This is a genomic window from Muricoccus harenae, assembly GCF_009848505.1.
GTDB classification, from domain to species: Bacteria; Pseudomonadota; Alphaproteobacteria; order Acetobacterales; family Acetobacteraceae; genus Roseomonas; species Roseomonas harenae.
The window spans coordinates 1-12,666 of record NZ_WWDL01000033.1; the positions used below are offsets into that span (position 1 = coordinate 1).

Sequence of the window (12,666 nt, forward strand, 5' to 3'; positions counted from 1 at the left end):
CTCTCGACGGCGACGATAATCGCCGTCGGCGTGAACACGGATGGCCGGCGCGAGGTACTCGGCGTGGCGACGGGCGCCTCCGAGGCGGAGGTGTTCTGGAAGGGGTTCCTGCGCTCCCTTGCTGATCACGGCCTGCGCGGCGTCAAGCTGGTCATCGCGGATGACCACAAGGGCCTGCGTGCCGCGGCCAGCAAGGTGTTCCACGCCAGCCTCCAGCGCTGCCGCGTTCACTGGATGAGGAATGCCCTGGCGCATGGGCCGGCCAAGCAGCGCCCGGCCGTGGTCGCCATGCTCAAGACCATCTTTGCCCAGGAGACCGCAGCCGAGGCGCGGGCGCAGTGGAACAGCGTGGCCGACGCGCTGCGCGAGCGGGTACCGAAGCTGGCCGAGTTGATGGACGTGGCGCGTGAGGACGTCCTGGCCTACTCGGCGTTCCCACGCGAGCACTGGCCGCAGATCGCCAGCACCAATCCGCTCGAGCGGCTCAACGGTGAAATTAAGCGCCGCTCGGACGTGGTGGGCATCTTTCCAAATCCCGCGGCCGTCATCCGTTTGGTCGGCGCCCTCATGCTCGAACAGAATGACGAATGGGCCGTCAGCCGCCGCTACATGAGCCTTGAAAGCCTGGCCGTCCTCAGCGACGCTCCCCGCGCCAGTCTGCCAGGCGTGGCAGCCTGACACCCTCGGACCAGCCGGGGATCGACGCTGCTACACCATGTCCTGGGGCACGATCTTAGCGGAGCGGCAAGTCAACGCCCGGTATGCAAGAGAGAGAATTGGCTTCGTTAGTAGGCGGACTCAGAGCCGGTGCCACTCTCGGTTCGCTCAGTCACTCGGAGAACCGGAAGCGTCGATCCGCTCCTCGGACAAGACGCGCTCGAACTGAGAATGCTCCAGGCTTCAGCCTGGCGGCCAGGGAATCGGGCGCATCGTCTCGCCCGCCGTGGCGCGGCGGAAATTCGTCCAGCTGCGGCAATCCACCATCGCCCAGTCCGGCGCAGGACGCTCCGAGAAGGGCACGGGGATGCAGCGATGCGTCTGCGCGAACCAGGTCGCGCGCTCCGCCACGCGGGGGTTGCGCGCGGGATCCTCCCATCGCTCCCACCGCACCATGCCGAGGCCGCGGGCATACCAGAAACGCTCGAGATGGCCGGCCTTCGGCACGGTGGCGCCGCCGAAATGCTCCGACAGGATCACCTCCATCGGCACCTCGCGCATCCTCGCATCGTCATGGAAGCGGATAGGAACCGGCATCGTCTCCCGCCGCCAGCGGGTGAGGGCGGTATAGAAGTTGCTCGGGCAGGCATCGGGTGCCGGCGCAATGCGCAGGTGAGCGACGGATTCCGCCCAGCGGCCATTCGGAATTTCGGCGCCGAAGATCAGCCAGCCCGCGGCGAGCGGCGCGCCGAAGCGGCAGCCGGGCGAAAGGAACCACTGCAACTGGCCGGGCCGCGCACCATCCTGCGTCACCGCCAGATCCGCGCCGTTCCGGTCCAGCACGGCCACCTGGCCACCATCGGCGCTCGGGTCGAGGCGGCCAAATGCGTATTCGCCACCACCATAGTCGAAGGTCTGGATCGCCGCCTCCTGGCCCATCACCTGCCCGCGCGTCGCGTCCGAGGCCATGTAGCCTTGCGGCTGCTGGGCGGCGTGGATCGAGGCAGGCCAGTCGGTCTTGCGCCAGGGAAGGGCTTCGCCCTGCCGAACCGGGCGCCGCCTCTCGCAGCCCGGCTCGAAGGGCAGGCGACCGGGTAGGGGCTGCCCGGTCTCATCGAGGCAGGCAGATTGCACCAGAAAGTCGAGTGCCATCCGCCGGTCCAGCCCCTCGCTCTGCGCCGCGGTGCCAACGAGCAGTGCGGCCGGGAGCAGAAGGCTGCGGATCAGCCCGCCAGAGCCCGGGAGACCTCCCGCCGCAAGGCGGGAATCACCTGCGTGTCGAACCATGGATTTCTCTTCGCCCAGACCAGGGTACGCCAGGAGGGATGCGGCAAGGGGAAATGCGTTGGCAGGGAATCGCCATAACGCGCCACCCGTTCGGCCAGTGGCAGCCCGGGTCCCAACACGAAGCGGATGGCGTGCGCCCCGACCAAAAGCCGAAGCCGCACATTCCCCAGGCGCGGCAGGATGCGTGGATGCCAGAGCGGTGCGCATTCCGGCCGGGGCGGCGCATCGCCGCCGCGCGGAAGGCGGCCGGGATAGCACATGCTCATGGGCAGGATGGCGACCTGGCGGGGGTCGAAGAATCGGTCCCTGTCCAGGCCGAGCCAGTCCCGCAGCCGCTCGCCCGAGGCATCCTCGAAGGGGATGCCCGAGAGATGCGCCTTGGTGCCGGGCGCCTGGCTGGTGATGAGCAGCCGCGCCTCCGGATGGAGCTGGTGGATCGGGCGCGGACCCAGCGGAAGATGCGGCGCGCAGAGCGTGCAGGCATGCGCGGCCTTCGCCGCCTCCATCAGCGTCGCATCGGCGGGAAGCCCGGGATCTCCCGGCGGCGGTCCCCCACGCTGGGTCACGCCCACTTCGCCAGCAGGTCCTTCACGAAGGCAGGGACGAGCTGGGTCGCTGGGCCGTGGCGCGTCTCGTCGAAGAGATGGCTGCCCTCGCTCGGTTCCAGGTTCAGCTCCAGCGTGTCCGCATGGTGCCGCACTTCCTGCACGAAGCCGGCGGCGGGATAGACGGCGCCGCTGGTGCCGATGGAGACGAAGAGGTCGCAGGCCTCCAGCGCCTCGCCGATGCGCTCCATCTCCAGCGGCATCTCGCCGAACCACACAACATGCGGGCGCATGCCGCCCGTGGTGCCGCAGGCGGGGCAGGGCGTCTCGGGTGAGAGATCGCCCTCCGCCGCGCTCACCACGCCGCAGCGCAGGCAGCGCGCCTTCGCCATCTCGCCATGCATGTGGATCAGGCGCCGCGAGCCGGCGCGGTCATGCAGGTTGTCCACGTTCTGCGTGATGAGAAGCAGGTCACCCGGCCAGCGCGCATCCAGCTCCGCCAGCGCCTCGTGCGCCGCATTCGGGTGCAGGGATGGATCGCGGAGCTGCGCGCGGCGGGCGTTGTAGAAGCCCTGCACCAGCGCAGGATTCCGCGCGAAGGCCTCGGGCGTGGCCACATCCTCGATGCGGTGGCGGGCCCAGATGCCGTCCGGGTCGCGGAAGGTGTGCAGGCCGGATTCGCGGGAGATCCCCGCGCCGGTCAGGATGACGATCCGCGGCGGCGTCATGCCGTTCCGCCGCCCGGCCGCTCAGGCAAGCTCATACTCCACCTCCGGCACATAAACCGGGTTCTCCTTCCCCAGGCGCGAGGAGAAGAGGGTGAAATGCTCCATCGTCACCGGCGGCGCGCGGAAGAGGTTGTGCGACTGGACGAAGGAGATGAGCTTCTCCGGCGGCGCCCGGTCGGTGCGGGCGAGGGTGACATGCGGCGCGAAGCGGCGGCGTTCGGGCTCCATCCCCATGCGCTGCAGCGCCGTCTCGATCTTGGATTGCAGATGCGTCAGCCCGTCGTTCTTCTCGACGCCGACCCAGAGCGTCTGGATCTTCCCCGCCTTTTCGAAGATGCCGACGCCACGCAAGCACAGGTCGAAGGGGCGGCAGCGGATGGCGGAGAGTGCCTCGTCCACCTCATCCGCGCGCCAGCCCTCCACCTCGCCGATGAAGCGGAGGGTGAGGTGGTAGTTCTCGGGAGGCACCCAGCGGGCGCCCTGGATTCCGCCCGCCAGCATCGAGAGCTGCATCCGCAGCGTCTCGGGCAGGGCCAATGCGACGAAGAGCCGGACCATGTCGTTCTAGGCGGGCCTCACCTTGTCCAGCAGCGCTTCGACAGCGGGCGTCATGCGACGCACGATCTCCTCAACGCCCTGCGGGTTTGGATGGATGCGGTCAGGCTGGTTCAGCGCCGCCTCGCCGGCGACGCCATCCAGCAGGAAGGGATAGAAGACGACATCCGGATTCTCCCGCGCCAGCTCCTGGAACACCGCCGCGAACTCCCGGCCGTAATCGGCGCCCAGATTCGGGGGGGCGAGCATCCCGGCCAGCATGGTGGGCAGGTTCCGGGCCTTCAACGCCTCCAGGATGGCCTTGAGATTCCCCCGGCTGCTCCGCGGATCGACCCCGCGCAGCCCGTCATTGCCGCCCAGCGCCACGATCACGGCATCCGGCCGGTCCGCCAGCGCCCAGTCGAGCCGGGAGCGGCCGCCGGCCGTGGTATCGCCCGAAACCCCCGCATCGATCACAGTGACCTGCCGGCCCTTGGCGCGGAGCGCGGCCTCCAGCCTGGCGGGAAGCCCCTGGTCGCGGGCCAGGCCATAGGCGGCCGTGATGCTGTCCCCCAGCATCAGCAGGCGCAGCGGGCGCGTTGGCTGGGCGAGAGCCGTTCCGTTCAGACACACAACGAAACCCGCCGTGCCCCTACCCAGGAGGCCTCGGCGCCCCAATCTCGCCCTCATGCCGGATTCCCTGACCCAGACCCCGGCCGCCACGGATGTGACGGCCGCTGCACCCCTGATTGACGCTCGCTCACTCGCCTTCAGGGTGGTGGGGGCAGGAGGTGAGGTCAACATCCTCAGGGGCGTGGATTTGTCGGTGGCACCGGGCGAGGCAGTCGGCATCGTCGGCCCCTCCGGCTCGGGCAAGACATCCCTGTTGATGTTGCTGGCCGGGCTGGAACGCCCCTCGGGCGGCACGCTGCGTGTGGCGGGGGAGGAACTGGCCGGGCTGGACGAGGATGCGCTGGCCCGCTTCCGGCGCGACAGCCTCGGCATCGTCTTCCAGGCCTTCCACCTGATTCCGACCATGTCCGCGCTGGAGAACGTGGCGATCCCGCTGGAATTCGCCGGCCATCCCGATGCCTTCGATCGCGCCGCCGAGGCGCTGCGCGCCGTCGGGCTGGGCCACCGCCTGTCCCATTATCCCGGCCAGCTTTCGGGCGGCGAGCAGCAGCGCGTGGCCCTGGCGCGCGCCTTCGTGGCCGAGCCTGCCCTGCTGCTGGCCGACGAGCCCACCGGCAATCTCGACCGCGCGACCGGCGAGATGGTGATGGACCTTCTCTTCGGCCTGCGGGAGCGCTTTTCCACCACCCTTGTCCTCATCACCCATGATCCGTCGCTCGCGGCGCGCTGCGAGCGGCAGGTGCGGGTGGAGGACGGCCGGATCGTCTCCGACACGCGGCACCGCTCGGCGGCCGCGGCATGAGCAACTGGCGCATGGGCTGGCGCCTCGCGCGGCGGGAGCTGCGCGGGGGGGTGAAGGGGCTGCGCATCGTGCTCGCCTGCCTGGCGCTCGGCGTCGCCGCCATCGCGGCGGTGGGCACGCTGCGCGCCGCCGTGGAGGCGGGGCTGGAGGCTGATGGCGCCCGGCTGCTGGGCGGCGACGTGGTGGCCGCCAATTCCCGGCCTTTCCCGCCCGAGGCCCGCGCCTGGATCGAGGCGCGCGGCGGGCGCGTCGCGGATGTGACGACGATGCGGGCCATGGCCGTCGCGCCTTCGGGCGACCGCACGCTGGTGGAGCTGAAGGCGGTGGATAACGCCTATCCGCTCTATGGCGCCGTGGTGCTCGACCCGCCGGGGCCTTTGGCGCAGGGGGCGAACGGCCTGCCGCCTGTGGCCATGGACCCGCTGGTGGCGCAGCGCCTGAATCTTTCGCCCGGGGACGAGGTGCGGATCGGCGATGGCCGCTTCGCCTATCGCGGCGCCCTGGTGGAGGAACCGGACAAGGTGGCCGGCCCCGCCGTGCTCGGCCCGCGCGCCGTGATCCCGCTCTCCGCCCTGGACGCGGCGGGGCTGATCCAACCCGGCAGCCTCGTCACCTATGAATTGCGCGCCGCCTTCCCGCCGGGCACCGACAGCCGCGCGGCGGCAGCGGCCCTGCGCGGCCAGCCCTTCGCGGATGGCGGCTGGCGCCTGCGCGAAGCCTCCCAGGGGCAGCCGGGGGTGAACCGCTTCCTTGACCAGGCGGCCTCCTTCCTCGTCCTGGCCGGGCTCACGGCGCTGCTGGTGGGCGGCATCGGCGTCGCCACAGGGGTGCGTTCCTGGCTGGAGCAGCGGGGGCGGACCATCGCCACGCTGCGCTGCCTCGGCGCGCCCGCGGGTGCGATCTTCGCCACCTATCTCATCCAGGTCCTGGCCCTGGCGGTGCTCGGCATCGCGATCGGGCTGCTCGGCGGATATGCGCTGACCTGGGCGGGGGCCGAGGCCCTGGCCGGGGCGCTTCCCGTGCCGCCGCGGCTGGGCATCTATCCACTGCCGCTCGCCCTCGCCGCCGCCTATGGGCTGCTGACGGCACTGGCCTTCGCGCTCTGGCCGCTCGGCCGCGCGCGGGATATCCCCGGCGCCGCCCTGTTCCGGGACAATGTGCAGCCCCAGCCGGGCGCCCGGCCGCGCTTCGGGCTGCTCCTGGCGAATGCGGCGGCGGTGATTCTGCTGGTGGCGTTGGTGGTGAGCACGGCGGAGCGGCCTTTCTTCGCCCTGGCCTTCTGCGGCGCCGCGCTGGGCACGCTGGCGCTGTTCCGCCTCGCCGCCGCCGGGCTGCAGGCCGTGGCGCGGCGTATTCCGGCGCAGCGGCGGCCCTCCCTGCGACTGGGGCTGGCCAACCTGCACAGGCCAGGGGCGCCGACCGCGCTGATGCTGGTTTCCCTTGGCATCGGGCTGACGACGCTGGCTGCCATCGCGCTCATCCAGGGCAATTTGCGCCAACAGATCACCGAAAGCCTGCCGGACGCCGCCCCTTCCTTCTATTTCATCGACATCCAATCCGATCAGGCCGCCGAGTTCGACCGCATTGCCCATGCCGTGCCGGGGGTGACGGAGGTGAAACGCGTGCCCTCCCTCCGAGCGCGCATCGTGGCGGTGAACGGTGTGCCGGCGGACCAGGTGCAGGCCACAGAGGAGACGCGCTGGGCCCTCCGCGGAGACCGCGGCCTGACCTATGCCGCCACGCCGCCCGAGGGCACGCGCATCGTGCAGGGAAGCTGGTGGATCCCGGATTACGCCGGAGAGCCGCTGGTCTCGCTGGATGATCGGCTGGCGCGCGGCTGGAACGCCGGGCTGGGCTCCACCATTACGGTCAATGTGCTGGGGCGCGACGTTGATCTCCGCGTCACCTCCACCCGGGACATCGAATGGCGTGGGCTGGGCCTGAACTTCACGATGATCGCCTCGCCTGGCATGCTGCAGGCGGCGCCGCACACGCATATCGCTACAGTGCGCGGCGATCCGGCGCAGGATGCGGCGCTGCTGCGTGTGGTGACCGACACCTTCCCCAATGTCACCGGCATCCGCGTGCGGGATGCGCTGGACGCGCTGGCCGCGCTGCTGCAGCGGGTCGGCACGGCCCTGTCCTCAACCGGCGCGCTCACCCTGGTCTCGGGCCTGCTGGTGCTGGCCGGGGCAGTGGCGGCCGGGCAGCGGCGGCGCATCCGGGACGCGGTGGTGCTGAAGACGCTGGGCGCCTCCCGCTCGCAGATCCGGCGCGCCTGGCTGGTGGAGTTCGGACTGCTCGGCCTGGTGGCCGGGCTGGTCGCGGCGGCGGCGGGCACGGCAGCCTCCTGGGGCGTCACCCGCTTCGTCATGCGGACGGACTGGACCTTCCTGCCCGGCACGCTGGCGGCGACCATTCTCCTCTGCGTCGTGCTGACGCTCGCCATGGGCTATGCGGGCACGGCCCTGGCGCTGCGGGCGAAGGCGGCGCCGCTTCTGCGGAACGAGTAGCGGCTTGTTCACCCTGCGGCGATGGTGTCCCGCAGGACCTGCAGAGCGTCCGGAACCGAGCGGCCCGCGGTGTCGATGCGGAGGCACGGCGTGTTCCATGGCTCGTAGTCGTGGCGCACCACCTCTTCCCAGCGGGGCAGGACATGGTTGGGCAGGTCGGCCTCGCGGTTTTCGACCCGGCGGCGGTGCTCGGTGGCGTCGGCGCATACCAGCTCGATTTCCAGGCATGGCACGCCGGCGCGCGCCGCCACCGCACGCCAGGCGGCGCGGGTGATGCCGAGCGGGTTCACCGAATCGGCCACCACCGCCTGGCCGAGGCGCAGATTCGCCTCGGCCAGCGCATAGCCGACCATGTAGCCGGCCGGCCCTACGCCGCCAGCCAGCGCGCCGGAGGCGCGGAGCGCCTGCTCGATCGCATCGATGCGCAGCCAGGTCGCCCCGCGCTCCGCCGCGATCGCGCGGGCCAGGGTGGTCTTGCCGGTGCCGGGAAGGCCGCTGAACACGATGAGCATGCGCGCTCCAGCAATGGGGCGGGGCGGAGGTTATCTGGAAGCATGCCCCCGGGCGATGGCAGGAGTGCCGGGAGTCGGTTGCTGGGCGGCGCATGGCCGTGCTCGCCTTCCACCATGACAACGCCCGCCACTGCCCTGTCCGACCTCTGGCGCTCCGCCAGCCTTGCGCCGGACGCGCTGGACCATGCGCGGCTGAGCGGTGCGGACCCGGTCCTGCCCTCCTCCTTTCATCTGGGCACGGCTGCCACCGCCGCGATCGGCGCGGTGGGGCTGGCCGCGGCGGAGATCCATCGCCGCCGTACCGGCCGGGCGCAGGCCGTTTCCGTGGAGATGTGCCACGCGCTCACCGAGTTCAGGAGCGAGCAACTCCTTCGTGTGGACGATGCCCCGATGGGAGAGGGCTGGGATGCCATCGCCGGCGCCTATCGCTGCGGGGATGGCCGCTGGGTACGCATCCACACCAATTTTCCGCATCACCGGGATGGATTCCTGGCGCTGCTCGGCGCCGGTTACGACCGCGCCTCCGTGGCCCGCGCGCTGGAGGGATGGGAGGCGCGCCGGCTGGACGAGGCCGCCGCCTCCGCCGGCCTGCCCGCCGCGATAATGCGCGACTTCGGAGAATGGGACGCGCATCCGCAAGGACAGGCTGTGGCGGCGCTGCCCCTGATCGAGATCACCCGAATCGGCGATGCCCCGCCGGAGCCCCTTCCGCCCGGGGCGGACCGGCCCCTTGCCGGGCTGCGCGCCCTGGAAATGACCCGAATCATCGCCGGGCCGGTCTCCGGGCGTGCGCTGGCGGCACATGGGGCGGAGGTGATGCTGGTCACCGGGCCGCATCTTCCGTCCATCCCGACGCTGGTCGTCGATACCGGGCGCGGGAAGCGCTCCGCCGCGCTGGACCTGCGGAAGGAGGAGGGGCGGGAGGTGTTGCGCGACCTGATCCGGAGCGCCGACCTCTTCACCCAGGGCTACCGCCCCGGCGCCCTGGCGGCGCGCGGCTTCGGGCCAGAGGAGGTGGCCGCGCTGCGGCCGGGCATCGTCTGCGTCTCCCTCTCCGCCTATGGGCGGCTCGGTCCCTGGTCCGCGCGGCGGGGCTTCGACTCCCTGGTGCAGACCGCCAGCGGCTTCAACGCAGCGGAGGCCGAGGCGGCGGGTCTGCCCGGCCAGCCGAAGCCGCTGCCCTGTCAGGCGCTGGACCATGCCGCGGGCTATTTCATGGCGCTCGGCGCCCTCGCCGCCTTGATGCGCCGGGCGGAGGAGGGGGGAAGCTGGCATGTCCAGATCTCGCTGGCCCGCACCGGCTTGTGGCTGCGGGGACTGGGACGCGTGGCGGATGGCTTCGCTGCGCCGGCCCCAGGCCCCGAGCCCAGGTTGATGGAGGAGACGGCGACCCCCTTCGGCCGCATCTCCGCCGTTCGCCATGCCGCCATCCTGGCGGAAACCCCTGCCGGCTGGTCCCGGCCGGCCGTGCCACTCGGCACGGATACGGCGCGTTGGAGCTAGGCGGCTACCACCTGGCCGTGTTCCTTTCTGAAACTTGCGTGAAGGGCACCAGTGCGATCTTCTGCCGGATGGGGCGGTTGCCAAGCTGCCGCGGTGCGGAAGCCGCTCCGGACGGGCGCTCTCCGCCGTGGCGGAGGCTGGATAAAGGAAGTGGCCTCACCTTACGGTAGGCTTACGGCCGGGTTGCCGCTTGATTCGGATTACAAGAAGTCCATATATCTGCACTGAGGGAAGTTGGCATCCGCCCTTCCCAGGAGGAGTTCTCAAACCCATGGCTTTCGGTCCCGACAACCGATTCCAGCGCGGCTCGTCCGCCTGGACGCAGCCGATGGGCCGCGCCGCCACCGATGCCGCGACGCTCGATGCCGGTCTGCGCGCCTATATGCTGCGCGTGTACAACTGGATGGCGTCCGGCCTCGCCCTGACGGCCATCACCGCCTATGTGATCGCGAACACCGGCTTGGCCGAGCTGTTCTTCCAGGTGGTGCGTACCCCGCGCGGCCTGGCAACCCAGCCGACCATCCTCGGCTTCGCCGCGATCTTCGCGCCCCTGGCCTTCGTGCTGGTGCTGTCCTTCGGACTGAACCGCTTGTCCAAGGGCACGACGCAGGCGCTGTTCTGGGCCTTCTGCGTCGCGATGGGCGCCAGCATGGCGAACATCTTCGTCGTCTATGTGGGCGCCTCGGTCGCCAGCACCTTCTTCGTCACGGCCGGCATGTTCGCGGCTGTCAGCCTCTACGGCTACACCACGAATGCCGACCTGACGCGGATGGGCGGCTTCCTGATGATGGGCCTGATCGGCATCCTCATCGCCGGCCTGGTCAACGCCTTCATCGGCAGCTCGGCGCTGCAGTTCGCGATCAGCGTGATCGGCGTCGTCGTGTTCACGGGCCTCACCGCCTATGACACGCAGCGGATCAAGAATGACTACATCGAGCACTCCTACGCAGAGGGTACCGATGAGGCGGGCAAGCGTTCCGTCATGGACGCGCTGGGCCTGTACCTGAACTTCGTGAACCTGTTCCAGCTGCTGCTGCAGTTCATGGGCGTCCGCAACCAGTCCGAGTAATCGGGCGGACAGTTGGACGAAACGGACCCCGGGGAGCGATCCCCGGGGTTTTTCTTTGGGCGCCTCACCGCAGTCGGGCCTGTTCAGGCAGTGGGCGCGGAACGGAGGTTCTCCGTCAGGAAGCGCCGGATGCGGTCCAGCACCGCCTCCCAAGCGGGTGGCGGCAGGCGCAGGTCATGGATCGCGTCGATGAATTCCAGCTCGATCGCCGGGGAGAGCAGATGCTCGTCGGCGACGCGGCTCCCGCCATAGGGATCGCGATTACCCTGGAAGAGCAGCGTCGGCAGCCCGACGCGGAAGAGGTGCAGGAAGCGCTGCCGCTTCAGCGGACGGTTCGGATGGCGGAAGGGGTAGCCCAGGCACACCAGGGCGCCCGCCCGGTGCCAGAGCACGCCATCGGCTGCGAGCAGCGTCGCCGCTCTTGCGCCAGAAGACCGCCCGAGCAGCACCACCCGCTCCGGAGCCTTGCCGAGATCATCGAGCGCTCGCTCCAGCATCGCCAAGCGGTGTGCCGGCTTCGGGGTCCATGCCCCGCCGTTGTAGCGATCCAGAAGCTCCTGCTGGTCCAGGAAGCGGTCGCCGGGGCGAACCAGCCCGGCGCGGAGGATCTTCCCGATCGATGCATCCTTCGGATGGGAGTCGCCACCGAGGAAGAGGAAGGTCCGCTCCGCCCCAGAGGCCTGGCCGCGCGGTGCTTCGCGGGAATACATTCGATTGGTCACGGATGGCCATGAAACGACACGGGCCGCCCGCCATCGGCGGGCGGCCCGTGCGGCGCCGAGGCGCTACTTCTCGATGGTCTTGAGGTGGTCGAGCAGCTTCTGCGTCGCCGCCGCCTTGTCGGTCCGGTCCAGCGCGCCGACCTCGGCAGCGAGCCGGTCCAGCGCCAGCTCGTAGATCTGCCGCTCGGAAAAAGACTGGTCCGGCTGGCCCGCATTGCGGTGCAGGTCGCGCACCACCTCGGCGATCGCGATCGGGTCGCCGGAGTTGATCTTCTGCTCGTATTCCTGCGCGCGGCGAGACCACATGGTGCGCTTGATGCGGGCGCGGCCGCGCAGCGTCTCCATCGCCTCGCCCATCACCTTCTCGGAGGCGAGCTTGCGCAGGCCCGAGGAGGCCGCCTTGGCCATCGGGACCTTCAGGGTCATCCGGTTCTCCTCGAAGGTGACAACGATCACCTTGAGGGTCACGCCGGCGACCGGCACCTCCTCGATCCCCTGCACCTGGCCGACGCCATGGGTGGGATAGACGACGTGGTCGCCGGCCTTGAAGTCCTTCCCTGCATTGCCGAGTGGCTTGGGTGGCGGGGCAGGCCGGACGGGGGCCTGGATGATGGGCTCAGGTGGTGTCGGTGCTGGCATGGCGGGGACCGGGGCCTGGGCCTCTGCGAGGCCGGGGCGGGCGGCGGGGCGCGGCGGCTCGGCGGCCGCCTTCGGGGCGGGCTCGGCCTTGGGCGGCGCCTCTGACCGTGCGGGCGCATCGTTGCGCGCCGCGGCGGCCTTCAACTTCGTCTGGGGGGCTGGGTTTGCAGCCTGCTCGGTCCCGGCCTGGGGCGGCACGCCGGGCTTGGCGGCGGGTGCCTTGGCCGGCGCGGCCTTGGGCTCGGCCTTCGATGCCGTAGCCTTCTCGGCAGCCTTCTCTGGTGCCTCGGCGGCGGGTGTCTTCATGGATTCGGTCTTGCGCTCGGTCGCCATGGGCTTGGGCTGCGCGGTCTTCGCCCCGGGCTTCGGCGCGGTCTGCGTCTTGGGGGCCGTCGTTCCGGCGGGTGCCTTCATGGTGCTCTCCGCGATTCCTGTGGCGCCGTCCTTGCGGACCGGATGGTCTCCGGCCGGTCGCTGGACGGGACAGGCGCCTTAGCGCCCCGGGTCCCGCCGGGACCGCCC

Annotated in this window: 13 protein-coding genes; 5 read left to right on the top strand and 8 right to left on the bottom strand. The window is 70.6% G+C overall.

Annotated elements, in window-relative coordinates; translation table 11 throughout:
- Positions 1 to 678 (top strand): IS256 family transposase (locus GSE44_RS20315; protein WP_159350663.1); only part of this gene is annotated, 678 nt, incomplete at its 5' end.
- Between the two features lie 222 nt (positions 679 to 900).
- Here the strand turns inward: GSE44_RS20315 and GSE44_RS20320 are convergent.
- From GSE44_RS20320 to GSE44_RS20340, 5 genes are read right to left on the bottom strand one after another with little or no spacing between them, the layout of a single operon-like run.
- The gene (locus GSE44_RS20320; RefSeq protein WP_159350664.1) at positions 901 to 1,944 is read right to left on the bottom strand and encodes a hypothetical protein; all 1,044 of its coding nucleotides are present in this window, start codon (positions 1,942 to 1,944) and stop codon (positions 901 to 903) included.
- Positions 1,881 to 2,450 (bottom strand): uracil-DNA glycosylase family protein, encoded by a 570-nt coding sequence (locus tag GSE44_RS20325; RefSeq protein WP_159350714.1) that lies wholly within the window; start codon positions 2,448 to 2,450, stop codon positions 1,881 to 1,883. The genes GSE44_RS20320 and GSE44_RS20325 overlap by 64 nt, the downstream gene beginning before the upstream one ends.
- A gap of 56 nt (positions 2,451 to 2,506) precedes the next feature.
- Positions 2,507 to 3,217, bottom strand: a complete 711-nt coding sequence (gene cobB / locus GSE44_RS20330; RefSeq protein ID WP_159350665.1) for a Sir2 family NAD+-dependent deacetylase — start codon at positions 3,215 to 3,217, stop codon at positions 2,507 to 2,509.
- Positions 3,218 to 3,238: 21 nt separating this feature from the next.
- Positions 3,239 to 3,775 carry an RNA 2',3'-cyclic phosphodiesterase gene (gene thpR / locus GSE44_RS20335; protein WP_159350666.1) on the bottom strand — a complete coding sequence of 179 codons (537 nt, stop codon included), beginning with the start codon at positions 3,773 to 3,775 and terminating at the stop codon, positions 3,239 to 3,241.
- Positions 3,776 to 3,781: 6 nt separating this feature from the next.
- Complete coding sequence (locus GSE44_RS20340) at positions 3,782 to 4,330, bottom strand: arylesterase (RefSeq protein WP_235924989.1); 549 nt, start codon at positions 4,328 to 4,330, stop codon at positions 3,782 to 3,784.
- Positions 4,331 to 4,439: 109 nt separating this feature from the next.
- On the opposite strand from GSE44_RS20340, the gene GSE44_RS20345 reads away from it, so the two are divergent.
- Positions 4,440 to 5,186, top strand: a complete 747-nt coding sequence (locus GSE44_RS20345; RefSeq protein ID WP_159350668.1) for an ABC transporter ATP-binding protein — start codon at positions 4,440 to 4,442, stop codon at positions 5,184 to 5,186.
- Complete coding sequence (locus GSE44_RS20350) at positions 5,183 to 7,699, top strand: ABC transporter permease (protein WP_159350669.1); 2,517 nt, start codon at positions 5,183 to 5,185, stop codon at positions 7,697 to 7,699. Before GSE44_RS20345 ends, GSE44_RS20350 begins: the two co-directional genes overlap by 4 nt.
- A gap of 8 nt (positions 7,700 to 7,707) precedes the next feature.
- Here the strand turns inward: GSE44_RS20350 and GSE44_RS20355 are convergent, their stop codons facing one another.
- Positions 7,708 to 8,211 carry an AAA family ATPase gene (locus tag GSE44_RS20355; protein ID WP_159350670.1) on the bottom strand — a complete coding sequence of 168 codons (504 nt, stop codon included), beginning with the start codon at positions 8,209 to 8,211 and terminating at the stop codon, positions 7,708 to 7,710.
- 114 nt (positions 8,212 to 8,325) lie between these two features.
- Here GSE44_RS20355 and GSE44_RS20360 point away from each other — a divergent pair, with 114 nt between their 5' ends.
- Both GSE44_RS20360 and GSE44_RS20365 read left to right on the top strand, forming a co-directional pair.
- Complete coding sequence (locus GSE44_RS20360; protein WP_159350671.1) at positions 8,326 to 9,714, top strand: CoA transferase; 1,389 nt, start codon at positions 8,326 to 8,328, stop codon at positions 9,712 to 9,714.
- A 271-nt stretch (positions 9,715 to 9,985) separates the two neighbouring features.
- Entirely contained in the window at positions 9,986 to 10,783 is a 798-nt protein-coding gene (locus GSE44_RS20365; protein WP_159350672.1) for a Bax inhibitor-1/YccA family protein, read from the top strand.
- Positions 10,784 to 10,866: 83 nt separating this feature from the next.
- Here the strand turns inward: GSE44_RS20365 and GSE44_RS20370 are convergent, their stop codons facing one another.
- On the bottom strand, positions 10,867 to 11,493 hold the full coding sequence (locus GSE44_RS20370) for an alpha/beta family hydrolase (RefSeq protein ID WP_159350673.1): 627 nt from the start codon (positions 11,491 to 11,493) through the stop codon (positions 10,867 to 10,869).
- 75 nt (positions 11,494 to 11,568) lie between these two features.
- Positions 11,569 to 12,558 (bottom strand): CarD family transcriptional regulator, encoded by a 990-nt coding sequence (locus GSE44_RS25850; RefSeq protein WP_235924991.1) that lies wholly within the window; start codon positions 12,556 to 12,558, stop codon positions 11,569 to 11,571.
- Between the last annotated feature and the right edge of the window lie 108 nt (positions 12,559 to 12,666).

Coding starts and splice junctions, on each gene's coding strand:
- GSE44_RS20320 (WP_159350664.1), bottom strand. CDS start 1,944: ATGGTTCGACACGCAGGTGATTCCCGCCTTGCGGCGGGAGGTCTCCCG.
- GSE44_RS20325 (WP_159350714.1), bottom strand. CDS start 2,450: ATGGAGGCGGCGAAGGCCGCGCATGCCTGCACGCTCTGCGCGCCGCAT.
- cobB (WP_159350665.1), bottom strand. CDS start 3,217: ATGACGCCGCCGCGGATCGTCATCCTGACCGGCGCGGGGATCTCCCGC.
- thpR (WP_159350666.1), bottom strand. CDS start 3,775: ATGGTCCGGCTCTTCGTCGCATTGGCCCTGCCCGAGACGCTGCGGATG.
- GSE44_RS20340 (WP_235924989.1), bottom strand. CDS start 4,330: ATGCTGGGGGACAGCATCACGGCCGCCTATGGCCTGGCCCGCGACCAG.
- GSE44_RS20345 (WP_159350668.1), top strand. CDS start 4,440: ATGCCGGATTCCCTGACCCAGACCCCGGCCGCCACGGATGTGACGGCC.
- GSE44_RS20350 (WP_159350669.1), top strand. CDS start 5,183: ATGAGCAACTGGCGCATGGGCTGGCGCCTCGCGCGGCGGGAGCTGCGC.
- GSE44_RS20355 (WP_159350670.1), bottom strand. CDS start 8,211: ATGCTCATCGTGTTCAGCGGCCTTCCCGGCACCGGCAAGACCACCCTG.
- GSE44_RS20360 (WP_159350671.1), top strand. CDS start 8,326: ATGACAACGCCCGCCACTGCCCTGTCCGACCTCTGGCGCTCCGCCAGC.
- GSE44_RS20365 (WP_159350672.1), top strand. CDS start 9,986: ATGGCTTTCGGTCCCGACAACCGATTCCAGCGCGGCTCGTCCGCCTGG.
- GSE44_RS20370 (WP_159350673.1), bottom strand. CDS start 11,493: ATGTATTCCCGCGAAGCACCGCGCGGCCAGGCCTCTGGGGCGGAGCGG.
- GSE44_RS25850 (WP_235924991.1), bottom strand. CDS start 12,558: ATGAAGGCACCCGCCGGAACGACGGCCCCCAAGACGCAGACCGCGCCG.